Here is a 24,071-nt window from a genome sequence, read left to right as displayed (position 1 = left end):
GGCGTCGGTTTTTCATCTTCCACGCCGCCCCCGGGCGCTGCTGCCTGTCACCAGCGCCCGGGTGTGGTTATAATCGGCCACTTTATGAGCAAGAAGCGCGTTATGCAGCTGGTTCGAGGTCTTCACAACCTGCGCCCCGAGCACCGGGGCTGTGTCGCCACCATTGGCAACTTCGACGGGGTTCACCGCGGCCACCAGGCGATCCTGGCGCGCCTGCGCGAGCGCGGCCAGGCGCTTGGCCTGCCGACCTGCGTGGTGATCTTCGAGCCGCAGCCACGCGAATACTTCGCCCCGGACACCGCACCGGCTCGCCTGGCGCGCCTGCGTGACAAGGTCGAGTTGCTGGCCGCCGAAGGCATCGACCGGGTGCTGTGCCTGGCCTTCAACCAGCGCCTGAGCAAGCTCAGCGCGGATGAATTCGTCAAGGCGATCCTGGTCGACGGCCTGGGCGTACGCCACCTTGAAGTGGGCGACGACTTCCGCTTCGGTTGCGACCGCGCTGGCGATTTCACCTTCCTGATCGAAGCCGGCAAGCAGTATGGCTTCACCGTCGAGGCTGCCAACACGGTGATCCAGGACGGCTTGCGGGTCAGCAGCACCGAGGTGCGCAAGGCGTTATCCGAAGGCAACTTCGAGCTTGCCGAGCATTTGCTGGGCCGCCCATACCGCATCACCGGGCGTGTCCTGCACGGCCAGAAGCTGGCCCGCCAGCTCGGCACGCCCACCGCCAACATCCAGCTCAAGCGCCGCCGCGTGCCGCTGTCCGGGGTTTACCTGGCCAGTATCGAGATCGACGGCAAGGCCTGGCCGGGTGTCGGCAACATCGGGGTACGCCCTACCGTGGCCGGTGACGGCCGCCCGCACCTCGAGATTCATCTACTGGATTATGCCGGCGATCTGTATGGCCGGCGCCTGACGGTGGAATTCCACCACAAGCTGCGTGAAGAGCAGCGATTCGCCTCCCTGGAGGCGCTGAAGTCGGCGATCGATGCGGATATCGCCGCCGCACGTGCACATTGGCACGCTCAACCGCTAACGAAGAGCCTGAAATGACCGACTACAAAGCCACGCTTAACCTTCCGGACACCGCCTTCCCCATGAAGGCCGGCCTGCCTCAGCGCGAACCGCAGATCCTGCAGCGCTGGGACAGCATTGGCCTGTACCAGAAGCTGCGCGAAATTGGCAAGGATCGTCCTAAGTTCGTCCTGCACGACGGCCCGCCCTATGCCAACGGCAAGATTCACATCGGTCATGCGCTGAACAAGATTCTCAAGGACATGATCGTCCGCTCCAAAACCCTGTCGGGCTTCGACGCACCGTATGTGCCGGGTTGGGACTGCCACGGCCTGCCGATCGAGCACAAGGTCGAGGTCACCCATGGCAAGCACCTGACCGCCGACCGCACCCGCGAGCTGTGCCGCGAGTACGCTGCCGAGCAGATCGAAGGGCAGAAGACCGAGTTCATCCGCCTGGGTGTGCTGGGTGACTGGGACAACCCGTACAAGACCATGAACTTCGCCAACGAGGCCGGTGAAATCCGCGCCCTGGCCGAAATGGTCAAGCAAGGCTTCGTGTTCAAGGGCCTCAAGCCTGTGAACTGGTGCTTCGATTGCGGCTCGGCCCTGGCCGAAGCCGAAGTCGAGTACGCCGACAAGAAGTCGCAGACCATCGACGTGGCCTTCCCGGTCGCCGATGCCGACAAGCTGGCCGCCGCATTCGGCCTGGCCTCGCTGGCCAAGCCTGCCGCCATCGTGATCTGGACCACCACCGCCTGGACCATCCCCGCCAACCAGGCGCTGAACATCCATCCGGAGTTCAAGTACGCCCTGGTCGATACCGGCGAGCGTCTGCTGGTGCTGGCCGAAGAGCTGGTCGAGTCGTGCCTCAAGCGCTACAACCTGGAAGGCTCGATCATCGCTACCGCCCAAGGTTCGGCCCTGGAGCTGATCAACTTCCGCCACCCGTTCTACGACCGCCTGTCGCCGATCTACCTGGCCGACTACGTCGAGCTGGGCGCCGGTACCGGTGTGGTTCACTCTGCGCCTGCCTACGGTGAAGACGACTTCGTCACCTGCAAGCGCTATGGCATGGTCAACGACGACATCCTCACTCCGGTGCAGAGCAACGGCGTGTACGTCGAGTCGCTGGAGTTCTTTGGCGGCCAGTTCATCTGGAAGGCCAACCCGGCCATCGTCGAGAAGCTGAGCGAAGCCGGTGCGCTGATGCACACCGAAACCATCAGCCACAGCTACATGCACTGCTGGCGCCACAAGACCCCGCTGATCTACCGCGCCACCGCGCAGTGGTTCGTCGGCATGGACAAGCAGCCAAGCACCGGCGAGCCGCTGCGTGAACGCGCGCTCAAGGCCATCGAAGACACCAAGTTCGTACCGGCCTGGGGCCAGGCGCGCCTGCATTCGATGATCGCCAACCGCCCGGACTGGTGCATCTCGCGTCAGCGCAACTGGGGCGTGCCGATCCCATTCTTCCTGCACAAGCAGACCGGCGAGCTGCACCCGCGCACCGTCGAGCTGATGGAAGCCGTGGCCAAGCGTGTCGAGCAAGAAGGCATCGAAGCCTGGTTCAAGCTGGACGCCACCGAACTGCTCGGTGACGAAGCGGGCCAGTACGACAAGATCACCGACACCCTGGACGTGTGGTTCGACTCCGGTACCACCCACTGGCACGTGCTGCGCGGCTCGCACGGCATCGGCCACGGCACCGGCCCGGTCGCCGACCTGTACCTCGAAGGCTCCGACCAGCACCGCGGCTGGTTCCACTCGTCGTTGCTCACCGGTTGCGCCATCGACAACCACGCGCCGTACCGCGAGCTGCTGACCCACGGCTTCACCGTGGACGAGAACGGCCGCAAGATGTCCAAGTCGTTGGGTAACACCATCGAGCCGGAGAAGGTCAACAACACCCTGGGTGCCGACATCCTGCGCCTGTGGGTTTCGGCCACCGACTACTCCGGTGAAATGGCGGTTTCCGAGCAGATCCTGCAGCGCAGTGCCGACGCCTACCGGCGTATCCGCAACACCGCGCGCTTCCTGCTCTCCAACCTGTCCGGCTTCGACCCGGCCCGTGACCTGCTGGCCCCAGAGGACATGCTGGCCCTGGACCGCTGGGCGGTGGACCGTGCCCTGCTGCTGCAGCGCGAGCTGGAAGAGCACTACGGTGAATACCGTTTCTGGAACGTCTACTCGAAGATCCACAACTTCTGCGTGCAGGAGCTGGGCGGCTTCTACCTCGACATTATCAAGGACCGCCAGTACACCACCGGCGCCAACAGTGTCGCCCGCCGTTCCTGCCAGACCGCGCTGTACCACATCAGCGAGGCGCTGGTGCGCTGGATTGCGCCGATCCTGGCCTTCACTGCCGACGAAATCTGGCAGTACCTGCCGGGCGAGCGCAACGAGTCGGTGATGCTCAACGGCTGGTACCAGGGCCTGAGCGAGCTGCCGGAAGGCATCGAGCTTGACCGCGCCTACTGGGACCGTGTGATGGCTGTGAAGGCTGCGGTGAACAAGGAGCTGGAAAACCAGCGTACCGCCAAGGTCATCGGCGGTAACCTGCAGGCCGAAGTGACCCTGTTCGCCGAGGAAGGCCTGAGCGCTGACCTGGCCAAGCTGGGCGACGAGCTGCGCTTCGTGCTGATTACCTCCGCTGCCAGCGTGGTACCGTTCGCCCAGGCGCCGGCCGAAGCCGTGGCCACCGAAGTCGAAGGTCTCAAGCTGCAAGTGGTCAAGTCCGGCCACGCCAAGTGCGGCCGTTGCTGGCACTTCCGCGCCGACGTCGGCAGCCACCCGGAGCACCCGGAAATCTGCAGCCGTTGCGTTGATAACCTGTCGGGCTCCGGTGAGGTGCGCCACTATGCCTAACCCTGCTGCTGGGCGCTTCGGGCGCCTTGGCTGGCTCTGGCTCAGCCTGCTGGTCCTGGTCCTCGACCAGGCCAGCAAGCTGTATTTCAACAATGCCCTGAGCATGTACCAGCAGATCGTGGTCATCCCTGACTACTTCAGCTGGACCCTGGCCTACAACACCGGCGCGGCGTTCAGCTTCCTGGCCGACAGCTCCGGCTGGCAGCGCTGGCTGTTCGCCCTGATCGCCGTGGTGGTCAGCGGTGTGCTGGTGGTCTGGCTCAAGCGCCTGGGGCGCAACGAGACCTGGCTGGCGGTCGCGCTGGCGTTGGTGCTGGGCGGCGCGCTGGGCAACCTGTACGACCGCATCGTGCTGGGCCACGTGGTCGATTTCATCCTGGTGCACTGGAAGAATATTCATCACTTCCCGGCCTTCAACCTGGCCGACAGCGCCATCACCGTTGGTGCGGTGATGCTGGCGCTGGACATGTTCAAGAGCAAGAAGTCCGAGGAGCCGGCCCATGACTGACACCCGTATCGGCCAGAACACCGAAGTCACCCTGCACTTCGCGCTGCACCTGGAAAACGGCGACACCGTCGACAGCACGTTCGACAAGGCCCCTGCCACCTTCAAGGTCGGCGACGGCAACCTGCTGCCAGGCTTCGAGTCCGCGCTGTTCGGCTTCAAGGCCGGTGACAAGCGCACGGTGGTGGTCGCTCCGGAGAATGCCTTCGGCCAGCCCAACCCGCAGAACGTGCAAGTCATGCCCAGGTCCAACTTCGAGGGCATGGAACTGTCCGAAGGGCTGCTGATCATCTTCAACGATGCCGCCAACACCGAGCTGCCGGGTGTGGTCAAAGCGTTCGATGACGACCAGGTGACCATCGACTTCAATCACCCATTGGCTGGCAAGACCCTGACCTTCGAGGTGGAGATCCTCGAGGTGAAGGCCCTGTAAGCCTGGAGCCGAGCATGCAAATCAAACTCGCCAACCCTCGCGGCTTCTGCGCGGGGGTCGACCGGGCGATCGAGATCGTCAACCGTGCGCTGGAAGTCTTCGGCCCGCCGATCTATGTGCGCCATGAAGTGGTGCACAACAAGTTCGTGGTGGAAGACTTGCGCAACCGTGGCGCCATCTTCGTCGAAGAGCTGGACCAGGTGCCGGACGACGTCATCGTCATCTTCAGCGCCCACGGAGTTTCCCAGGCCGTGCGCCAGGAAGCCGCCGGCCGTGGCCTGAAGGTGTTCGACGCCACCTGCCCGCTGGTGACCAAGGTGCACATCGAGGTCGCCAAGTACAGCCGCGACGGCCGTGAGTGCATCCTCATCGGCCACGAAGGGCACCCGGAAGTCGAAGGCACCATGGGCCAGTACGACCCGAGCAACGGCGGCGCCATCTACCTTGTCGAAGACGAGGACGATGTCGCCAAGCTGCAGGTGCGCGACCCGGACCACCTGGCCTTCGTCACCCAGACCACCCTGTCGATGGATGACACCAGCCGGGTCATCGACGCCCTGCGCGCACGCTTCCCGAACATCGGCGGCCCGCGCAAGGACGACATCTGCTACGCCACGCAAAACCGCCAGGACGCGGTCAAGCAGCTGGCGGGCGAATGCGACGTGGTGCTGGTGGTGGGCAGCCCCAACAGCTCCAACTCCAACCGCCTGCGCGAGCTGGCCGAACGCATGGGTACTCCGGCCTACCTGATCGATGGCGCTGAAGACATGCAGCGCGGCTGGTTCGACCAGGCGGCACGGATCGGCATCACCGCCGGTGCTTCGGCCCCCGAAGTGCTGGTGCGTGGCGTGATCGACCAGCTCAAGGCCTGGGGCGCCACGGGTGCAGAAGAACTGGATGGGCGCCCGGAGAACATCACGTTCTCCATGCCCAAAGAGCTGCGGGTCCGCTCGCTGATCTGATCAGGGGCCTGCGCACAGGGACTTTTCCGGTTCATTTGTGCGCAGGCTGATCCTGCCGCTGGTTGCCAGCACCACCCGATGCTGGCTGGTTGCGGAGGATCGTTCACAGACTTCCAGCCGCCCACCTGACAAGTTGTTGTTCTTCCCCAGCGGCACGCCCAGTGCGCTGAATTTCACCTGGCTTCCGGTATTGGCCTTCACCTGCAATGGCCGGGCGAGGCGATGTTCGCGCAGCAGGTGCTGGTTGTGTTCGATCAGCACACGCCAGCCATTTCCCCAATCATTGTCCAAAGATTGCACCAGCACCGTTTGGCCCTGCAGCATGGCGTGGCTGCGTGCGCTACGCAACGACTGGGCAAGGTCACGGGCTACTGCCGCCCGGTGTAAGCCGTCGCTCAATCTGGCGTAGGCCGGCATGCCCAGCTGTGTCAGCAGCACTGCCACAGCAAGTGCGAACATCATTTGTATCAGTGTTACGCCCTGTTGCTTCACCGTGCATTCCTCCCTGGAACTGCTTCGCTTAGCTTCAGGCCCGCCGGACAAGAGGTCCAGTCGGCCAGGTTTCACGCAATCGCGGGAAAAGTCGCAGGAGGTGCAGGGATGCACGCAAGACAACGGGGCATGACGCTGCTGGAAGTACTATTGGCCGTGGCGGTGATCGCCTTTGGCATGTTCGCTGCGGCGGCGCTGCAGATTCAGGCATTGCAGGCCACCGAGGCGGCGCATCGCGAGGTGCAGGTGGCGCTGGCAGCGCACACCCTGCATGAACGGGCCGGGTCCGCAGGCAAGCTGACGGTGCGTCAGCCATGAGGCGTACCCAGCATGGCTTTGGCCTGGTCGAAACGCTGCTGGCGCTTGCCATCGGGCTGATGTTGCTGACGGCGGCCAGCCAGCTGTTCATCTCGGCTCATCAGGGCTGGCGCCTGCAAGGCGCCGCCGTACGCATGCAGTCGGACGCCCGTTTGGCGCTGCTGCGCATGGCCCAGGACATCCGCATGGCCGGCATGTTCGGGTGCCTGCGCCTGGCGCCTGACGACTTCAAGGACCCGGCTGCGCGAGATGCCTTCGCCCACCCTGTGCAGGCCGGCCCGGCCAGCCTGAACCTGGTGGTGGCGGAGCTGCCGGGGCATACCGGTGCACCGGACTGGACTGTGCTGACCGACTGCGTGAGTGAGGCGCAGGTGCACAGGGGGCGTGCTCAAGGCAGCGGTCATCCCTGGGTACTCCCTGTCAGCCGTCACCGGTATCAACTCGAAGGCAGCACGCTGAGTTTCAGGCGCCGCAACAGTTCGCAGCCGCTGGTCGACCATGTGCGTGAACTGCGCGTTGAACAGGTCGATACGGCGGCCGGGCAACGGGTCGATGTGACGCTGACGCTGTTCGACCCGGCCCTGGAGATCGAGCAGCGCTACGACTTGAGCGTGGCAATCCGCAACGCGCTGGCCGAGCCATGAAGCGCCAGCGTGGGGTGGTGCTACTGCTGGCGCTGGTCCTGAGCCTGCTGCTTGGCCTGCTGGCGGCATCCGCCTTGCGCGATGCCCTGGTTGAAACACGCATGGCCGGCGACCTGCGCGATGGCTTGCAGGCCTTCGAGCAGGCCGAAGCCACGCTGCTGGCGGGCGAGGCCGAGGTGCTGCGGGCACCGCCGCCGTTGTGCCAGGCGTGCCCGCCACCGCCGCGCCCACATGACCTGCAAGGGCAATGGCAGGCCAGCGCGAACGGTTTCTTCCAGTTGCAGAACCTGGGCGAAAGCACGCGCGCCCTGCACCTGCCGGAGGGTGAAGCGGTCTCGCTGTTCCGCGTGACTGCGGTCAGCCGGCAATCCGCATCCAGGCAGGTGCTGGAAGCGATGTACGCCGTTCCGGCCGCTCAAGCACAGGCGCCCCAGCGCATTCTCTGGCGACAAAGACTGAGGGAAGACTGACATGCAGCAAGGGCTGAGCCTGATCGAGTTGTTGATTGTCGTGGCCGTCACCGGCATTCTGGCAGCCATTGCCTACCCCAGTTACAGCGACCAGCTCAGGCGAGCCGCACGCAGCGAAGTGGTTGGCCTGCTGCATGACGCCGCCCTGCGTCTGGAGCGCCAGCGCGTGCGCACCGGCCAATACGCCGAGGGCGACCCGGCGTTGCCCACCGCCAACCGTCACTACAGCCTGCAGGCCCAACGCGGCAGCGACACCTTCACGTTGCGCGCACGGCGGCTGCCGCATGGCCTGATGGCAGAGGATCGCTGTGGTGATTTTCAGCTCGACCAGGCCGGCGTGCAGAGCAATCCGGGTGCCGCCGAGGCCAGTGAACGCTGCTGGGGAAGCTGAAGGTTGAATGGTGCCCGTGCATCGCGGTTTTACTTCAGGTGTTGGATCGACAGATGAGCAAGCAAGTAGTGGTGGTCGGCGGCGGGGTGATTGGCCTGCTGACGGCGTTCAACCTGGCGGCGAAGGTCGGCCAGGTGGTGGTGTGTGACCAGGGCGAGGTTGGCCGTGAGTCGTCCTGGGCCGGCGGCGGCATCGTCTCGCCGCTGTACCCTTGGCGCTACAGCCCCGCGGTGACCGCCCTGGCGCACTGGTCGCAGGACTTTTATCCACAGCTGGGCGAGCGCCTGTTCGCCAGTACTGGCGTCGATCCCGAGGTCCATACCACTGGCTTGTACTGGCTTGACCTGGACGATGAGGCCGAGGCACTGGCCTGGGCACAGCGCGAGAAGCGGCCACTCAGCGCTGTGGATATCTCTGCGGCGTATGACGCGCTCCCGGTGCTGGGCCCAGGCTTCAAGCACGCGATCTACATGGCCGGTGTGGCCAACGTGCGCAACCCTCGGTTGGTCAAGTCGCTCAAGGCCGCGCTGTTGGCATTGCCCAACGTCACCTTGCGCGAACACTGCCAGATCACCGGCTTTGTTCAGGAGGGTGGACGCGTAACGGGTGTGCAGACGGCGGACGGTGCGCTGCAGGCCGATGAGGTGGTGCTCAGCGCCGGGGCCTGGAGCGGCGACCTGCTGCGCACGCTTGGCCTTGAGCTCCCGGTGGAACCGGTGAAGGGCCAGATGATCCTGTTCAAATGCGCCGAAGACTTCTTGCCGAGCATGGTGCTGGCCAAGGGGCGCTACGCGATCCCGCGCCGTGACGGGCACATTCTGGTGGGCAGCACGCTGGAGCATGCCGGGTACGACAAGACCCCGACCGAGGATGCGCTGGCCAGCCTCAAGGCTTCGGCAATCGAACTGTTGCCTGAGCTTGAGGGTGCCACGGTAGTGGGGCACTGGGCTGGGCTGCGGCCGGGGTCGCCTGAAGGCATTCCGTATATCGGGCCGGTGCCGGGGCATGACGGGTTGTGGTTGAACTGCGGGCATTACCGCAACGGGTTGGTGCTGGCGCCGGCTTCGTGTCAGTTGTTTACCGACTTGCTGACGGGGGCTGCGCCGATCATTGATCCCGCGCCGTATGCCCCGGCCGGGCGCCTGGGCTGAGATCGCCGGGGCCGCTTGGCGGCCCAATCGCCGGCTTGCCGGCGATTGGGCCGGTGGGGCCAGCTAATAACTCAGGCTTCAGCTCACCACCGGCGCCTGCAGATGCCGGCTCGGATAATGCTGCTCATAGACCTTGCACACCCGTAGCACCTGCTCATCGGCGAACCGCCCGGCAACCACCTGCAACCCCACCGGCAACCCCTCGCGGGTGAACCCGCACGGCACCGAAGCTGCCGGCTGCTGGGTCAAATTGAACGGGTAGCTGAACGGCGTCCACTCCATCCACTGCGCCATCCCCGACCCCGGTGGCACGTTGTGCCCTGCCTCGAAGGCCGCCAGCGGCAGCATCGGCGACAGCAGCACATCGTAACGCTGGTGGAAGGCATTCATCCGCGCTATCAGTTCGGCCCGCGCCTCCAGCGCCTGGGTGTATTCGCTCAAGCTGATCTGTGCGCCCTGTTCGGCAATCCCGCGCAGACCAGGATCCAGCAGCCCCCGCTGTTCATCGCTCAAGGTACTGGCCAGCCGCGCAGCCCCGGCGAACCACAGGGTATTGAAGGTTTCCAGCGGGTCACCGAACCCCGGGTCGACTTCCTCCACCTGCGCCCCCAGCTGCGCCAGGCGCTGCACCGCTTGCGCAACCAGCGCCTGGACCTGCGGATCGACCTGCACGTAGCCAAAGTTGGCGCTGTAGGCGATGCGCAACCCGCGCAGGTCCTGCCCCTGGCCCAACCACGGTGCCTGCCGGGCTGCACCGGCCAGCCCGTCGCGTGCATCGGGGCGGGCCACGCAGTCGAGCATCAGTACCGAGTCGTCGACGGTGCGGGTCATCGGCCCCAGGTGCGAGAGCACGGTCATGGCGCTGGCCGGCCACTGTGGCACGTAACCGAACGTGGGCTTGATGCCGAAGGTACCGGTGAAGGCGCAGGGAATGCGGATCGAGCCGCCGGCATCGCTGCCCTGGTGCAGTACGCCCAGGTTCAGCGCGGCCGCGGCCGCCGCGCCGCCGGATGAGCCACCTGCCGTCAGGCGGGTATCCCAGGGGTTGCGGGTGATGCCGTACAGCGGATTGTCGGTCACCCCCTTCCAGCCAAATTCCGGTGTAGTGGTCTTGCCCACCAGCACCGCACCAGCGTCGCGCATGAATGCGCTGAAAGGCGCATCGACATCCCACGGGCCAGCGCCGGACGTGGTGCGCGACCCCTTGCGCGTGGGCATCCCACGGGTGAGGGTCAGGTCCTTGATCGACGCGGGCACACCATCCAGGCGGCCGCACGGCTCACCGCGCTGCCAGCGCTGTTCGCTGGCGCGGGCAGCGGCGCGGGCGCCTTCGCCATCCACATGGCAGTAGGCGTTGACCGCCGGGTTGTGCTGGTCGATGCGGGCCAGCACATCATCGATCACCTCGACAGGCGACAGCTGGCGGCGTTGGTACAGTTCGAGCAATTCGACGGCGGTGAATTCGCCGATGGCGGTCTTGCCGGTCATCTCAATAGGCTCCCTGGTTGGCGGCCTGGAACATGGCGCGCAGCAGCACATCGCAGCCGTCGGCGAGGTCCTGTGGCGCGGCGTTTTCGATTTCGTTGTGGCTGATGCCGCCTTCGCACGGCACGAAGATCATCCCGGCCGGGCCCAGTTCGGCGAGGAAGATCGCGTCATGGCCAGCGCCGCTGACGATGTCCATATGGCTCAGGCCCAGCTCGCGCGCACCCTGGCGCACGGCATCGACGCATTGCTCGGCGAAGTACAGCGGTGGGAAGTCGGCGGTCGGTGTCAGCTCGAAACTCAGCCCGTGCTTGGCCGCACTGGCCTCGATCGCTTCGCGCACTTCGGCGACCATGCCGGCAAGGTGCGTGGGGTCGAGGTGGCGCAGGTCGATCGTCATGTGCACCTGGCCCGGGATGACGTTGCGCGAGCCTGGGTGCAGGGTCAGGCAGCCCACCGTGCCGCAGGCATGCGGCTGATGGGCGTGGGCCACACGGTTGACCGCCGCGACCACTTCGGCAGCGCCGACCAGGGCATCCTTGCGCAGGTGCATCGGCGTAGGCCCGGCGTGGGCTTCGACGCCGGTCAGCACCAGGTCGAACCACTTCTGCCCAAGGCAGCCCTGGACCACGCCGATGGTGGTGCGCTGGTCTTCCAGTACCGGGCCTTGTTCGATGTGCGCTTCGAAGTAGGCGCCTACGGCATGCCCGGTGGGCACGCGGGGGCCGGCGTAGCCGATGCGCGCCAGCTCGGCGCCCACCGACAGGCCTTGGTCATCGACCTTGTCCAGCGTTTCCTGCAGGCCGAACTTACCGGCGAACACGCCCGAGCCCATCATGCACGGCGGGAAGCGCGAACCTTCTTCGTTGGTCCATACCACCACTTCCAGCGGCGCTTCGGTGGTCAGCTGCAGGTCATTGAGCGTGCGGATCACCTCCAGCCCGGCCATCACCCCGTAGCAACCGTCGAACTTGCCGCCGGTGGGTTGGGTGTCGATATGGCTGCCGGTCATCACCGGCGCCAACGCCGGGTTACGCCCCGGGCGGCGGGCGAAAATATTGCCGATGGCGTCGACGCTGACCGTGCAGCCGGCCTCGCTGCACCAGTGCACGAAGAGGTCGCGGGCTTGGCGGTCGAGGTCGGTCAGGGCCAGGCGGCACACGCCGCCCTTGGCGGTGGCGCCGAGCCTGGCCAGGTCCATCAGCGATTGCCAGAGGCGCTCGCGGCTGACCAGCGCGCCTTGGCCGAGCCGATGCTGCGAGGGATCGATGCGGGTGTTCATGGGCATTCTCCTGTCAGGCGCTCAGGGCCAGGTAGCGGTTCTTGATGCTCGGGTCTTCGCGGAACTGCGCCGCGCTGCCCTGGTAGGCCACGCGGCCTTGTTCAAGTACGTAGTGGCGGTCGGCGAGGGCGTCGCACACCATCAGGTTCTGTTCCACCAGCAGGATCGACAGGCCTTCGCCCTTGATCCTCCGCAGGATTTTCACCAGCTCGTCGACGATCACCGGGGCCAGGCCCTCGGTGGGTTCGTCGAGGATCAGCAGCTTGGGGTCGTTGAGCAGGGCGCGGGCGATGGCCAGCATCTGCTGCTCGCCGCCTGACAGCGCAAAGCCGCCGTTGCGCCGCCGCTCCTTCAGGCGTGGGAACATCGTGTAGACGTCTTCCAACTGCCAGCGGCTGTCCTTGCGCACGGCAATCTTCAGGTTCTCCTCGACGCTGAGCTGGCGGAAGATGCCGCGATGCTCGGGCACCAGGGCGATGCCTTGGCGGGCGATGTCGAAGATTTCACGGCCGACCAGTTGCTGGCCGTTGAAGCTGATCTGGCCCTGGCGCGGGCGGACGATGCCGAGGATGCTGCGCAAGGTGGTGGTCTTGCCGGCACCGTTGCGCCCCAGCAAGGTCACCAGCTCGCCGTCACCGACCTGCAGCGAAACCCCTTCAAGCACATGGCTCTTGTCGTAGTAGGAATGGATCGATTCGACGTTGAGCATCAGGCGGCCTCTCCAAGGTAGGCGGTGCGCACGCGAGCGTCGTTGCGCACCTGGTCCGGGGTGCCCTCGACCAGGATCTGGCCGTGGCTCATGACAGTGATGCGCTGGCTGATCGACATGACGATGCTCATGTTGTGCTCGATCAGCAGCACGGTGTGGTCGCGGCCCAGGTCGCTGATCAGGTCGGTCATCACCGGGATATCGTCGATGCCCATGCCCGAGGTGGGCTCATCGAGCATCAGCAGGGTGGGCTTGGCGCAGATCGACATGCCCACCTCCAGCACCCGTTGCTGGCCGTGCGACAGTTCGCCGGCCAGGGTCTCGGCGCGGGCGGTCAATTTCAGGCGCTCGAGCACCTGGTCGGCGGTGTTCCAGTGGCTGCGCTTGTGTTCTACGCTGCGCCAGAAGTTCAGCGCGCCCAGGCCATCGCGGCCCTGGGCGGCCAGGCGCAGGTTTTCGCGCACCGACAGGTTCTGGAACAGGCTGGTAAGCTGGAACGAGCGCGCCATGCCCAGCGCCACGCGGCCGTGGGATGGCTTGCGGATGATGTCCTGGCCGTTGAACAGGATCTTGCCGCCGGTGGCCTGGCGCTCGCCGGTGAGGCAGTGGAACAGGCTGGTCTTGCCGGCGCCGTTGGGGCCGATGACTGTGTGAATGGTGCCGGCACGGACCTTCAGGTCGACGCCGGCGACTGCCTTGAACGGCCCGTAGGCCAGTTCCAGGTTACGGGTTTCCAGGAGGTAATCGCTCATCACAAGGTCTCCTTGGTCTTGGCAGGTATCTTGTCGGCACTGGGTCGCGACGGCCGCAGGCGCTTGCCCAGCTCGGCCAGCCCGCCCCACAGGCCGCCGCGCATGAACACCACGACCAGGATCAGGATCGCACCCAGTAGCATCAGCCAGCGCGGCCACAGCTCGGACAGCACGTCGCCCAGCACCACGATGGCGCCGGCACCGAGCAAGGACCCGAACAGCGAGCCGGTGCCGCCGACGATGGTCATGATCAGGATGTTCTCGCTCATCATCAGGTCGATGTTCGACAGCGGCGCGAAGTGCAGCAGCATTGCGTACAACGCCCCGGCGATGCCGGTGATGGCGCCGGACAGCATGAACACCAGGATCTTGAAATGGCGGGTGTCGTAGCCGATGGCGGCGGCGCGGGTCTCGTTCTCGCGGATGGCCAGCAGGGTGCTACCGAATGGTGAGCGGATCACCCGCAAGGCGCCGGCGAAAATCAGCAGGAACAGCACCGCGACGAACACATAGAAGTGCCGTGGGTCGGCCAGGTCGACCAACACGTGGCCGGCGATTTCGATGTTCGGCCGCGGCACGTCGAGCAAGCCGTTGTCACCACCGGTCCACCCGCTGAGGGTGTAAGCCAGGAAGTACGCCATCTGGCTGAAGGCCAGGGTCAGCATGACGAAGTAGATGCCCTTGCGGCGTATGGCCAGCGCCCCGACCAGCAGTGCCAGGAAGGCACCGAACACCGCTGCGCCGAGCAATGCGCTGAACATGCCCCACTTCAAATGAATCATCAGCAACGCCGCGCCGTAGGCGCCCACGCCAAAGAAGATTCCCTGGCCGAACGACAGCAGGCCGGTGTAGCCGAGCAGCAGGTTGCAGGCCAGCGCCGCCAGGGCAAAGATCAGGATCTCGGTAGCCAGGGTAGCCGACGGCAGAACCAGCGGCAGCGCCACCAGGCTGGCGAGCACCAGCAACAGCAGGGCAGGGGTGCGGCCCTTCACGGGCAATGGATTTTTCTCGCTCATCGTCATGCTCTCCCGAACAGGCCATAGGGGCGAACCAGGATGACCGCGGCCATGGCGCCGTAGATCATCAGGCTGGCGCCTTGCGGCCAGAGGCTGGTCATCATGCTTTGCACCACACCCACCAGCAGGCCGCCCACGAGCGCGCCGCCGAACGAGCCCATGCCGCCGATCACCACCACCACGAAGGCGATGCCGAGGATTTCCGGGCCGACGAACGGCTGGGCGCCGCGCAGCGGTGCGAACAGCACGCCCGCCACGCCGGCCAGGCCCACGCCCAAGGCGAAGGTCAGGGAGAACAGGCGGAAGATGTTGGTGCCCAGCAGCGAGACGGTTTCGGTGCTCTCGCTGCCGGCACGCACCAGCGCGCCGAAGCGGGTGCGTTCCAGCAGCAGCCACAGGCCGAGGCCGATCAGTGCGGCAAAGCCAATGAGGAACAAGCGGTAGTACGGGTAGATGAAGTCCCCGACGATCAGCACCCCGCGCAGCTCGGGCGGCACGGCGATGCTCTTGCCCACCGGGCCCCAGATCAGCACCGAGGCTTCCTGGATGATCAGCGCTATCCCCAAGGTGACGAGGATCTGGAAGGTGTGCGGCAAGTGGTAGATGCGTTTGATCAGCAAACGCTCGACTGCCCAGGCCAGCGCCGCCGCCACCAGCGGGGCGATCAGCAGCGCCAGCCAGAAGTTGCCGGTGATCGCCACGGCGGTGTAGCACAGGTAGGCGCCAAGCAGGAAGAACGCGCCGTGGGCGAAGTTGACGAAGTTGAGCAGGCCGAAAATGATCGTCAGGCCCACGGCGATGAGGAAGTAGATCATCCCCAGGCCCAGGCCGTTTAGCAGTTGGAACAGGTACAAATCGAGCATGAGTGTGCCCTCGACAGTGCGCGCAGCGCCTGCCTGTACGAGTGTGTTTGACTAGCGCCGCGGGTTCAGGCCAGGGCGCAACCGGTGTGGTCGACTTCGACGAACGAGCGCCCGGAGCTGATGACTTCGGCCAGGTCGTCCTCGTCGCGCATCTGCCCCTGGGGCTTGCCGCGCAACAGGTAGTAGTCCTTGAGCACCTGGTGGTCGCCGGGGCGGATCAGCTCATCGCCGGTCGGGCCCTGAAAGCGCATGCCCTGCAAGGCGGCCGACACACTGGCGCCATCCAGCGTGCCGGCTTTGCCGATGGCTTCGAGCATGACCTTGGTGCCGATGTAGTCGGCGGCCAGGGGGTAGTTGGGGTTGATGCCGTAGGCCTTCTGGGTGGCCACGACCAGCTGTTTGTTCAGCGGCGTATCGACCTGGTGCCAGTACTGCGCCCCCAGGTACACACCTTCGAGCACGTCGCTGCCCAGCTCCTGGAACTGGTCCAGCCCGGCCGACCACACCAGCAGCACTTTCATGCGGTCCTTGATGCCGAAGTTGACCGCCTGGCGCAGAGCGTTGGACGACTGGCTGCCGAAGTTGAGCAGCACCAGCACGTCGGGCTTGGCGGCGATGGCGTTGGTCAGGTAACCGGAGAATTCCTGCTCCTGCAGCGAGTGGTAGCTGTTACCGATGTGCTCCACGCCGAACTCGGCGAACACTTTGCGGGCGTTGTCCAGCAGCGCATCGCCGAACACGTATTGCGGGGTGATGGTGTACCAGCGCTTGGCCTGCGGCAGCTGGCGAATCATCGGGATCAGTGTCTCGCGGATGGCGCCATAGGTGGGCACCGACCAGCGGAAGGTCGAGGCGTTGCAGTCCTTGCCGGTGATCTCGTCAGCGCCGACCGGCGTCATGAACACACCGCCGGCCTTGTGGATCTCCTTCGACACGGCCAATGCCGAGGACGACAAGGTGCAGCCCTGGAAGAAGCGTGCGCCATCCTGGCCGATGGCTTCCTGTACCTTGCGCACCGCCTTGCCGGCGTTGCCTTCGGTGTCGATGACTTTGTACTTGAGCGGGTGGCCGAGCAGTTGCGGGTATTCGGCAATGGCCAGGCGCGACCCCATGTCGGCGTACTTGCCGTAACTGGCGAAGGCGCCAGACATGGATTTGAGCCCGTAGAAGGTCAGCGGTTCGTCGGCGAATGCCCGGTGCGCTCCCAGGGGGAGGCTACCTAAGGCACCCAGGGCAAGGCCTGCCTTGAGCAGGGTACGTCTTTGCATGAGTAACTCCTTGGTTGTGGTTATTAGGCAGGAGTGCAATGACAAAGCGGTGCGGCCGGGCCTGTGTGCAGGCCTCTGTCCAGGCGGATCAATGGTTGTGCGGGAACTCCAGCAGGAAGTTGCGGGCGACCTCGCCTTCCAGCGCGGTCATGTGGTGTTCGGCGTCGCACATGTGTTCGTGCATCAGCCGACGTACGGCGGGCTCGTCGCTGGCGCGAAGGGCCAGCAGCAGGTGCTTGTGATAGTCGATGTTGGCGGCGGCGAACTGCTGGCGCTTGGGCAGGTAGGCCTTCTTCAGCACCACCAGGTCGCGCAGCAGGTCGTTGAGGAACACCGCCATGAAGCGCAGCAGCGGGTTGGGGCAGCGGTGCGCCAGCAGGGTGTGGAACTCCAGCTCTGCCAGGCGCTGTTCGCGCTGGCCTTCTTCGCTGTCTTCGGGCGTGCTGCAGAAGTCGATGTTGGCCTGCAGGGCGGCGTAGTCCGCTTCGCTCAGCTGGCCCATGACCGATACCGCCAGCTCCACCTCGATGACCTTGCGCAACTGGTACACCTGCTCGCCGTCCAGGTGCTGGAAGTGCAGGTAGTTGCGCAGTGCGCGGCTGGCCGGGTCGGTGCCGACTTCATTGAGGTAGGCGCCGCCGCTGGGGCCGGTGCGGGTGCTGACCAGGCCTTCGACCTCCAGCGCCTTGAGCGCTTCGCGGGCGGTGCCCTTGGAGCACTCGAAGTGCTCCATCAACTCGCGCTCGGTGGGCAGGCGGTCGCCGGGGTGCAGGGCTTCGGTGACGATCGAGCGCTTGACCGATTCGACGATCACGTCGGACAGCTTCTGGCGCTTGCGTTTGGGTTTGAGCATTTCGCTATTTTTCGTATTTATGCGGATAAATAGGATTTAGCGAATTTTGCTGGGATGGGTCAATGGTGGCGGAGGGGGAGGGGTCGTAAATGGTGTGAAAGGGTCGGGGAGGGATATGTGGTTTTCAGATAGACAGGTCGGTCAGTGCCGGCCTTTTCGCGGGCTTGCCCCGCGAACAGGCCGGAACAGAATTAACGCGACTGGCCAGGCCCCTGCTGCAGGTGCGCCTGGCTGCAGTACCACTCATTGCCACGGTGTAACGCCCGGTCATTGGGCAGGTGCACGCCGCAATGGGCGCAGCGCACCATCTGCAACGGTGCGTCGAGTTTGCGCTCGGACGACGATTGCTGGCTGATCTTGAATTTGCGCCACAGCCAGAACGCGGCAGCGATCAGGGCGATCCAGAAAAGTAGGCGAACCATGGTGTCCAGCTTGTCGAGAAAAGAAGCCAACAGTCTAGGACGCGGCCAATAAAAAAGGGAGGCCTCAGGCCTCCCTTTCTCGTACCAGCATGAATCAGTCGAACAGACCAAAGGTCATGTAGCTGAACCATGAGCGGTCTTTTTCGGCTTCTTTCGGGCCTTCCGGCAGGATCGGGTCGCCGTTTTCATCTTTCGGCAACAGGTCTTGCGGCATCTCGGCGCGGGCGTCCTGGAACTGGCGAACCACGTCCTGGTTGGCGCGGGTTTCACCCGGTGGCAGCGGCGTGTCGGTTTCGATCAGGCCCAGGGTGGCCTTGGACAGCCAGCCACGGCCATCGGTCTCGGTCTGCTTCGGCTGGAACTCGCCGTCCACCAGGCTTGGGTGGTCTGGGTAGTTGAGCTTGAGGGTTTCCAGGCTGGTGGCGGCCAGGTCGTCCAGGTGCATCTTCTGGTACGACTCGACCATGACGGCCAGGCCGTCGCCGACCGATGGGGTTTCCTGGAAGTTTTCCACCACGTAGCGGCCACGGTTGGCAGCGGCGACATAAGCCTGGCGGCTCAGGTAGTAGTCGGCCACGTGAATTTCATAGGAGGCCAGCAGGTTGCGCAGGTAGATCATGCGCTGCTTGGCGTCCGGGGCGTAGCGGCTGTTGGGGAAGCGGCTGGTCAGCTGGGCGAACTCGTTGTACGAGTCGCGCGCGGCGCCCGGGTCACGCTTGGTCATGTCCAGCGGCAGGAAGCGCGCCAGCAGGCCGCGGTCCTGGTCGAACGAGGTCAGGCCCTTGAGGTAGTAGGCGTAGTCGACGTTCGGGTGCTGCGGGTGCAGGCGGATGAAGCGCTCGGCAGCCGATTTGGCAGCCTCGGGCTCGGCGTTCTTGTAGTTGGCGTAGATCAGCTCGAGCTGCGCCTGGTCGGCGTAACGGCCGAACGGGTAACGCGACTCCAGGGCCTTGAGCTTGTTCACGGCGCTGGTGTAGCTGGAGTTGTCCAGGTCAGCCTGAGCCTGTTGATACAGCTCGGCTTCGCTGAGGTTCTCGTCAATCACCTCTTTATTAGAGGAACAGGCCGCGGTAAGCCCGAGGATGGCGATCAGCAGCAGGTGTTTCACTTGCATGGCGGCTTGCGTCCCTTTGACGGCCGCTGTCTTGGGCGGTGCCGTCCTGTTATGATGAGCGCCCCGGCCAACCCCGGGACAAAAGAAGCCGTATTTAACCACAAGCTCGCAGCCGAAACCAAAGGCTGTGCGCCCGCCGAATCGAGCATGTCCGAGATCATTCAACTTAGCGCAGAGGTACCGTCCGAACTGGGCGGTCAACGCCTCGACCAGGTCGCCGCCCAATTGTTCGCCGAGTACTCGCGTTCGCGGCTTACCACGTGGATCAAAGAGGGCCGCCTGACGGTCGATGGCGCGGTCGTGCGCCCTCGAGATACCGTCCATGGTGGTTCCCTGCTGGCCCTGGAGGCCGAGCAAGAGGCCCAGGGCGAGTGGGTCGCCGAAGACATCGAGCTGGACATCGTCTATGAAGACGACCAGATCCTGGTGATCAACAAGCCGGCCGGGCTGGTCGTGCACCCGGCTGCCGGGCATGCCAGCGGCACGCTGCTCAATGCCTTGCTGCACCACGTGCCGGATATCATCAACGTGCCGCGCGCTGGCATTGTCCATCGCCTGGACAAGGACACCACCGGCCTGATGGTGGTGGCCAAGACCCTGCAGGCGCAGACCAAGCTGGTCGAGCAGCTGCAAAGCCGTACGGTCAGCCGGATCTACGAGTGCATCGTGGTGGGTGTGGTGATCGCGGGCGGCAAGATCAACGCCCCGATCGGCCGTCACGGTGGCGTGCGCCAGCGCATGGCCGTGACTGAAGGCGGCAAGCCGGCGGTCAGCCACTACCGGGTGCTCAAGCGCTTCCGCTCTCACACCCATGTGCGCGTCAAGCTGGAAACCGGCCGTACCCACCAGATCCGTGTGCACATGGCGCATGTCGGTTATCCGCTGGTCGGCGACCAGACGTACGGCGTGCGTTTCCGCATTCCGCCGGCGGCCAGCGTGGCCATGGTCGAGGCGGTGAAGAACTTCCCGCGTCAGGCCCTGCACGCGCGCTTCCTGGCGCTGGACCACCCGACCACCGGTGAACGGATGGAATGGGCTTCGCCGCTGCCGGACGACTTCACCTGGTTGTTGTCGCTGCTGAACCAGGACCGCGAGAGCTTTATCGGATGAGTGGGCTGACGCAGTCGCTGCTGTTGCCCGACTGGCCTGCCCCGGCCTCGGTCCGCGCCTGCGTCACCACCCGTCAGGGCGGCATCAGCCTGCCGCCCTACGAATCCTTCAACCTCGGTGACCATGTGGGCGATGACCCACGGGCTGTCGCCGAGAACCGCCGTCGCCTGAGCGGCGAGTTCGCTATCCAGCCCGCCTGGCTCAAGCAAGTGCACGGCCTGGTGGTGGCGGATGCCGACCCGTCTGTGGTCGCCGAGGCCGACGCCAGCTGGACCGACCAACCCGGCATTGCCTGCACCGTGATGACTGCCGATTGCCTGCCCGCACTGTTTTGCGACCGCGCCGGCACCCGTGTGGCGGCCGCGCATGCTGGCTGGCGCGGGCTGGCCGGTGGTGTGCTGGAAGCCACCCTCGATCGCCTGGCACTGCCGCCTGACGAGGTGCTGGTGTGGTTGGGCCCGGCCATTGGCCCGCAGGCGTTCGAGGTGGGCCTTGAGGTGCGTGATGCCTTCACGGTGGTGCACCCGGAGGCTGCCGAGGCCTTTGTCGACGGTGAGCGGCCAGGCAAGCTGATGGCCGACATTTATAAGCTGGCGCGTATTCGCTTGGCGGCGCGCGGTGTGACAGCTGTATATGGCGGCGGTTTTTGCACCGTCAGCGATGCGCGGTTCTTCTCCTATCGCCGCACCCCGCAGGGTGGCCGGTTTGCTTCTTTGGTCTGGCTAGATCCTCGCTGACAGGCCCGGCCTCATCGCCGGCAAGCCGGCTCCTACAAGTACCCACCTTTCTTGAAGTTTGCGCCTTCCTGTGGGAACCGGCTTGCCGGCGAATGGGCCTCCGCTAATCCATCAGACTGACCTCGGTCAACCCCGCTACGCTTGAATCTTCCAGAATCAGCCTTATCTATAAGGTCATCTCTGGCAGGTTTCTACATTAAAGGTGCTGTCCATCGCTCCGACCTGCCCTTACAGGAAGGTACTCCCATGCGAATAGACCGTTTAACCAGCAAGCTTCAGTTAGCGATATCCGATGCCCAGTCCTTGGCCGTTGGCATGGACCACCCCGCCATCGAGCCCTTGCACCTGCTGCAGGCGCTGATCGAGCAGCAGGGTGGTTCGATCAAGCCACTGCTGATGCAGGTTGGCTTCGACATCAACAGCCTGCGCCAGGCCCTGGTAAAAGAGCTCGACCAGCTGCCGAAAATCCAGAACCCCACCGGCGACGTGAACATGTCGCAGGACCTGGCGCGTCTGCTCAACCAGGCCGACCGTCTGGCCCAGCAAAAAGGCGATCAGTTCATTTCCAGCGAACTGGTGCTGCTGGCCTCCATGGACGAGAACAGCAAGCTCGGCAAGCTGCTGCTGAGCCAGGGTGTGAGCAAGAAGGCCCTGGAAAACGCCATCAACAACCTGCGCGGCGGCGCGGCGGTGAATGACGCCAACGCCGAAGAGTCGCGCCAGGCATTGGACAAGTACACCGTCGACCTGACCAAGCGTGCCGAAGAAGGCAAGCTGGACCCGGTGATCGGCCGTGACGACGAAATCCGCCGCACCGTGCAGGTGCTGCAGCGCCGGACCAAGAACAACCCGGTGCTGATCGGCGAGCCTGGCGTGGGCAAGACAGCCATCGCCGAAGGCCTGGCCCAGCGCATCATCAACGGTGAAGTGCCCGACGGCCTTAAAGGCAAGCGCCTGCTGGCGCTGGACATGGGCGCGCTGATTGCCGGTGCCAAGTACCGCGGCGAGTTTGAAGAGCGCCTCAAAGGCCTGCTCAACGAGCTGTCCAAACAGGAAGGCCAGATCATCCTGTTCATCGACGAGCTGCACACCATGGTCGGCGCCGGTAAAGGCGAGGGCGCCATGGACGCCGGCAACATGCTCAAGCCGGCCCTGGCCCGTGGCGAGCTGCACTGCGTCGGCGCCACCACGCTCAACGAATACCGCCAGTTCATCGAGAAGGACGCCGCCCTGGAGCGCCGCTTCCAGAAGGTACTGGTGGAAGAGCCGAGCGAGGAAGACACCATTGCCATCCTGCGCGGCCTGAAAGAGCGCTACGAAGTGCACCACAAGGTCGCCATCACCGACGGCGCAATCATTGCTGCGGCCAAACTCAGCCACCGTTACATCACCGACCGCCAGCTGCCGGACAAGGCCATCGACCTCATCGACGAGGCGGCCAGCCGCATCCGCATGGAAATCGACTCCAAGCCGGAAGTGCTCGACCGCCTCGACCGTCGCCTGATCCAGCTGAAGGTAGAATCGCAGGCGCTGAAGAAAGAAGAAGACGAAGCGGCGAAAAAACGCCTGGAAAAACTGACCGAAGAAATCGAGCGCCTGGAGCGCGAGTATTCCGACCTGGAAGAAATCTGGGCGTCCGAAAAGGCAGAAGTGCAGGGCTCGGCGCAGATCCAGCAAAAGATCGAGCAGGCCCGCCAGGAGCTGGAAGCGGCTCGCCGCAAAGGCGACTTGAGCCGTATGGCCGAGCTGCAGTACGGGGTGATCCCGGACCTGGAGCGCAGCCTGCAGATGGTCGACCAGCACGGCAAGACCGAGAACCAGCTGCTGCGCAACAAGGTGACCGAGGAAGAGATTGCCGAAGTGGTGTCCAAGTGGACCGGTATCCCGGTGGCCAAGATGCTCGAAGGCGAGCGCGAGAAGCTGCTGAAAATGGAAGACCTGCTGCACCAGCGCGTGATCGGCCAGAACGAAGCCGTCACCGCCGTGGCCAACGCTGTGCGCCGTTCGCGTGCTGGCTTGTCCGACCCGAACCGGCCAAGTGGTTCGTTCCTGTTCCTCGGCCCGACCGGTGTGGGCAAGACCGAACTGTGCAAGGCGCTGGCCGAGTTCCTGTTCGACACTGAAGAGGCCATGGTGCGCATCGACATGTCCGAGTTCATGGAGAAACACTCCGTGGCTCGCCTGATCGGCGCCCCACCTGGGTATGTGGGTTATGAAGAGGGCGGTTACCTGACCGAGGCGGTACGCCGCAAGCCTTACTCGGTGGTGCTGCTGGACGAGGTGGAGAAAGCCCACCCGGATGTGTTCAACGTGCTGCTGCAGGTGCTTGAGGATGGCCGCCTGACCGACAGCCATGGCCGTACCGTGGACTTCCGCAACACGGTGATCGTGATGACCTCCAACCTGGGCTCGGCGCAGATCCAGGAGCTGGTGGGGGATCGTGATGCTCAGCGTGCGGCGGTGATGGATGCGGTGGGTGCGCACTTCCGTCCGGAGTTCATCAACCGGATCGACGAAGTGGTGGTGTTCGAACCCCTGGGCCGCGAACAGATCGCCGGCATCACGGAGATCCAGCTCGGTCGCCTGCGCAGCCGCCTGGCCGAACGCGAACTGGCACTGAACCTGGGCCCGGAGGCGTTGGACAAGCTGATCGCGGTCGGTTACGACCCGGTGTATGGCGCACGGCCGCTGAAGCGGGCGATCCAGCGCTGGATCGAGAACCCGCTGGCGCAACTGATTCTGGCCGGCGAATTCCTGCCGGGTTCGGCGATCACTGCCAAGGTGGAAGGCGACGAAATCGTCTTTGCCTGATCCATCCGCTTCAAAAAACAGCCCCGCATCCGCGGGGCTTTTTTATGGCCGTAACGTTTCGGCAGCCAGCATTGAGCCCTGTGGGAGCCGGCTTGCTGGCGAAGAAGCCCGCCCAAACCCCGAAAAATCGGGGCCCCGCCAGTTTTTTTCATAACTTGCTGAAATTTTTGAAAAAAACGCTTGCGCAGAAATTAGAGTGCCCCTAATATACGCCGCGTTGTCAGGCACTAAGCGAATCACCAGGAACATCGGTGTTAGCAAAACAACTTAGAAATCAGTAAGTTGAATGAAAAAAAGTGGTTGACAAGCAAAACGAAGAATGTAGAATAGCCGGCCTCAGCAGCGACAAAGCGAAAGCAGAGAAGCTGAAGGGTTCGAAGCTAACACAGACTTCGAAGCAGT

Annotated in this window: 24 protein-coding genes; 13 read left to right on the top strand and 11 right to left on the bottom strand. The window is 64.5% G+C overall.

Going from position 1 to position 24,071, the window contains the following annotated elements:
• Nucleotides 1-102 precede the first annotated feature (102 nt).
• The 5 genes from ribF to ispH are packed head-to-tail and all read left to right on the top strand — an operon-like array spanning nt 103 to nt 5,781.
• Nucleotides 103-1,053 carry a bifunctional riboflavin kinase/FAD synthetase gene (gene ribF / locus ACIPIJ_RS05230; protein WP_401073363.1) on the top strand — a complete coding sequence of 317 codons (951 nt, stop codon included), beginning with the start codon at nt 103-105 and terminating at the stop codon, nt 1,051-1,053.
• Nucleotides 1,050-3,881 carry an isoleucine--tRNA ligase gene (gene ileS / locus ACIPIJ_RS05225; RefSeq protein WP_401073360.1) on the top strand — a complete coding sequence of 944 codons (2,832 nt, stop codon included), beginning with the start codon at nt 1,050-1,052 and terminating at the stop codon, nt 3,879-3,881. Before ribF ends, ileS begins: the two co-directional genes overlap by 4 nt.
• On the top strand, nt 3,874-4,389 hold the full coding sequence (lspA, locus tag ACIPIJ_RS05220) for a signal peptidase II (RefSeq protein WP_401073358.1): 516 nt from the start codon (nt 3,874-3,876) through the stop codon (nt 4,387-4,389). The genes ileS and lspA overlap by 8 nt, the downstream gene beginning before the upstream one ends.
• A complete protein-coding gene (gene fkpB / locus ACIPIJ_RS05215) occupies nt 4,382-4,819 on the top strand; it encodes an FKBP-type peptidyl-prolyl cis-trans isomerase (RefSeq protein WP_012270371.1) in 438 nt (145 codons plus the stop codon). Before lspA ends, fkpB begins: the two co-directional genes overlap by 8 nt.
• Nucleotides 4,820-4,833: 14 nt before the next feature.
• Nucleotides 4,834-5,781 carry a 4-hydroxy-3-methylbut-2-enyl diphosphate reductase gene (ispH, locus tag ACIPIJ_RS05210; RefSeq protein WP_401073355.1) on the top strand — a complete coding sequence of 316 codons (948 nt, stop codon included), beginning with the start codon at nt 4,834-4,836 and terminating at the stop codon, nt 5,779-5,781.
• Here ispH and ACIPIJ_RS05205 read toward each other — a convergent pair whose 3' ends face one another.
• Complete coding sequence (locus ACIPIJ_RS05205; RefSeq protein WP_401073352.1) at nt 5,782-6,273, bottom strand: GspH/FimT family pseudopilin; 492 nt, start codon at nt 6,271-6,273, stop codon at nt 5,782-5,784.
• A gap of 108 nt (nt 6,274-6,381) precedes the next feature.
• Between ACIPIJ_RS05205 and ACIPIJ_RS05200 the strand changes: the two genes are divergently transcribed.
• The 5 genes from ACIPIJ_RS05200 to thiO are packed head-to-tail and all read left to right on the top strand — an operon-like array spanning nt 6,382 to nt 9,247.
• Nucleotides 6,382-6,591, top strand: a complete 210-nt coding sequence (locus ACIPIJ_RS05200) for a prepilin-type N-terminal cleavage/methylation domain-containing protein (protein WP_401073350.1) — start codon at nt 6,382-6,384, stop codon at nt 6,589-6,591.
• On the top strand, nt 6,588-7,235 hold the full coding sequence (locus ACIPIJ_RS05195; protein WP_401073348.1) for a PilW family protein: 648 nt from the start codon (nt 6,588-6,590) through the stop codon (nt 7,233-7,235). The genes ACIPIJ_RS05200 and ACIPIJ_RS05195 overlap by 4 nt, the downstream gene beginning before the upstream one ends.
• Nucleotides 7,232-7,705: a hypothetical protein gene (locus tag ACIPIJ_RS05190; RefSeq protein WP_401073346.1), complete on the top strand. Its 474-nt coding sequence runs from the start codon at nt 7,232-7,234 to the stop codon at nt 7,703-7,705. The genes ACIPIJ_RS05195 and ACIPIJ_RS05190 overlap by 4 nt, the downstream gene beginning before the upstream one ends.
• 1 nt (nt 7,706) lies before the next feature.
• Entirely contained in the window at nt 7,707-8,096 is a 390-nt protein-coding gene (locus ACIPIJ_RS05185; protein ID WP_401073343.1) for a type IV pilin protein, read from the top strand.
• Nucleotides 8,097-8,149: 53 nt separating this feature from the next.
• Nucleotides 8,150-9,247 carry a glycine oxidase ThiO gene (thiO, locus tag ACIPIJ_RS05180; RefSeq protein WP_401073341.1) on the top strand — a complete coding sequence of 366 codons (1,098 nt, stop codon included), beginning with the start codon at nt 8,150-8,152 and terminating at the stop codon, nt 9,245-9,247.
• A 78-nt stretch (nt 9,248-9,325) separates the two neighbouring features.
• Here thiO and ACIPIJ_RS05175 read toward each other — a convergent pair whose 3' ends face one another.
• The 10 genes from ACIPIJ_RS05175 to ACIPIJ_RS05130 form a co-directional block, all read right to left on the bottom strand.
• Nucleotides 9,326-10,735, bottom strand: a complete 1,410-nt coding sequence (locus ACIPIJ_RS05175) for an amidase (protein ID WP_401073338.1) — start codon at nt 10,733-10,735, stop codon at nt 9,326-9,328.
• A gap of 1 nt (nt 10,736) precedes the next feature.
• A complete protein-coding gene (locus ACIPIJ_RS05170) occupies nt 10,737-12,014 on the bottom strand; it encodes a Zn-dependent hydrolase (protein ID WP_401073336.1) in 1,278 nt (425 codons plus the stop codon).
• A 13-nt stretch (nt 12,015-12,027) separates the two neighbouring features.
• A complete protein-coding gene (locus ACIPIJ_RS05165; RefSeq protein ID WP_400638965.1) occupies nt 12,028-12,723 on the bottom strand; it encodes an ABC transporter ATP-binding protein in 696 nt (231 codons plus the stop codon).
• Nucleotides 12,723-13,475 carry an ABC transporter ATP-binding protein gene (locus tag ACIPIJ_RS05160; RefSeq protein WP_401073333.1) on the bottom strand — a complete coding sequence of 251 codons (753 nt, stop codon included), beginning with the start codon at nt 13,473-13,475 and terminating at the stop codon, nt 12,723-12,725. The genes ACIPIJ_RS05165 and ACIPIJ_RS05160 overlap by 1 nt, the downstream gene beginning before the upstream one ends.
• Nucleotides 13,475-14,491 (bottom strand): branched-chain amino acid ABC transporter permease, encoded by a 1,017-nt coding sequence (locus ACIPIJ_RS05155; RefSeq protein WP_401073330.1) that lies wholly within the window; start codon nt 14,489-14,491, stop codon nt 13,475-13,477. Before ACIPIJ_RS05155 ends, ACIPIJ_RS05160 begins: the two co-directional genes overlap by 1 nt.
• A gap of 2 nt (nt 14,492-14,493) precedes the next feature.
• On the bottom strand, nt 14,494-15,354 hold the full coding sequence (locus ACIPIJ_RS05150) for a branched-chain amino acid ABC transporter permease (protein WP_401073327.1): 861 nt from the start codon (nt 15,352-15,354) through the stop codon (nt 14,494-14,496).
• Between the two features lie 65 nt (nt 15,355-15,419).
• Nucleotides 15,420-16,622, bottom strand: coding sequence for an ABC transporter substrate-binding protein (locus tag ACIPIJ_RS05145; RefSeq protein ID WP_401073324.1), 1,203 nt, complete (start codon nt 16,620-16,622; stop codon nt 15,420-15,422).
• Between the two features lie 88 nt (nt 16,623-16,710).
• Complete coding sequence (locus ACIPIJ_RS05140) at nt 16,711-17,475, bottom strand: FadR/GntR family transcriptional regulator (RefSeq protein WP_401073322.1); 765 nt, start codon at nt 17,473-17,475, stop codon at nt 16,711-16,713.
• Nucleotides 17,476-17,666: 191 nt separating this feature from the next.
• On the bottom strand, nt 17,667-17,897 hold the full coding sequence (locus tag ACIPIJ_RS05135) for a PP0621 family protein (RefSeq protein ID WP_401073320.1): 231 nt from the start codon (nt 17,895-17,897) through the stop codon (nt 17,667-17,669).
• A gap of 94 nt (nt 17,898-17,991) precedes the next feature.
• Nucleotides 17,992-19,011: an outer membrane protein assembly factor BamD gene (locus ACIPIJ_RS05130; RefSeq protein ID WP_401073317.1), complete on the bottom strand. Its 1,020-nt coding sequence runs from the start codon at nt 19,009-19,011 to the stop codon at nt 17,992-17,994.
• Nucleotides 19,012-19,158: 147 nt separating this feature from the next.
• Between ACIPIJ_RS05130 and rluD the strand changes: the two genes are divergently transcribed.
• The 3 genes from rluD to clpB all read left to right on the top strand — a co-directional run bounded on the left by rluD (nt 19,159) and on the right by clpB (nt 23,669).
• The gene (gene rluD, locus ACIPIJ_RS05125) at nt 19,159-20,121 is read left to right on the top strand and encodes a 23S rRNA pseudouridine(1911/1915/1917) synthase RluD (protein WP_401073314.1); all 963 of its coding nucleotides are present in this window, start codon (nt 19,159-19,161) and stop codon (nt 20,119-20,121) included.
• Nucleotides 20,118-20,858: a peptidoglycan editing factor PgeF gene (gene pgeF / locus ACIPIJ_RS05120; protein WP_401073312.1), complete on the top strand. Its 741-nt coding sequence runs from the start codon at nt 20,118-20,120 to the stop codon at nt 20,856-20,858. Before rluD ends, pgeF begins: the two co-directional genes overlap by 4 nt.
• Before the next feature lie 246 nt (nt 20,859-21,104).
• Nucleotides 21,105-23,669 (top strand): ATP-dependent chaperone ClpB, encoded by a 2,565-nt coding sequence (gene clpB, locus ACIPIJ_RS05115; protein ID WP_401073309.1) that lies wholly within the window; start codon nt 21,105-21,107, stop codon nt 23,667-23,669.
• Nucleotides 23,670-24,071: the final 402 nt, after the last annotated feature.

It is taken from the genome of Pseudomonas sp. NPDC087185 (assembly GCF_044744955.1).
Lineage (GTDB): Bacteria > Pseudomonadota > Gammaproteobacteria > Pseudomonadales > Pseudomonadaceae > Aquipseudomonas.
Note: the sequence above shows the minus strand (reverse complement) of the source record. Positions and strands in the feature narration are given on the sequence as shown.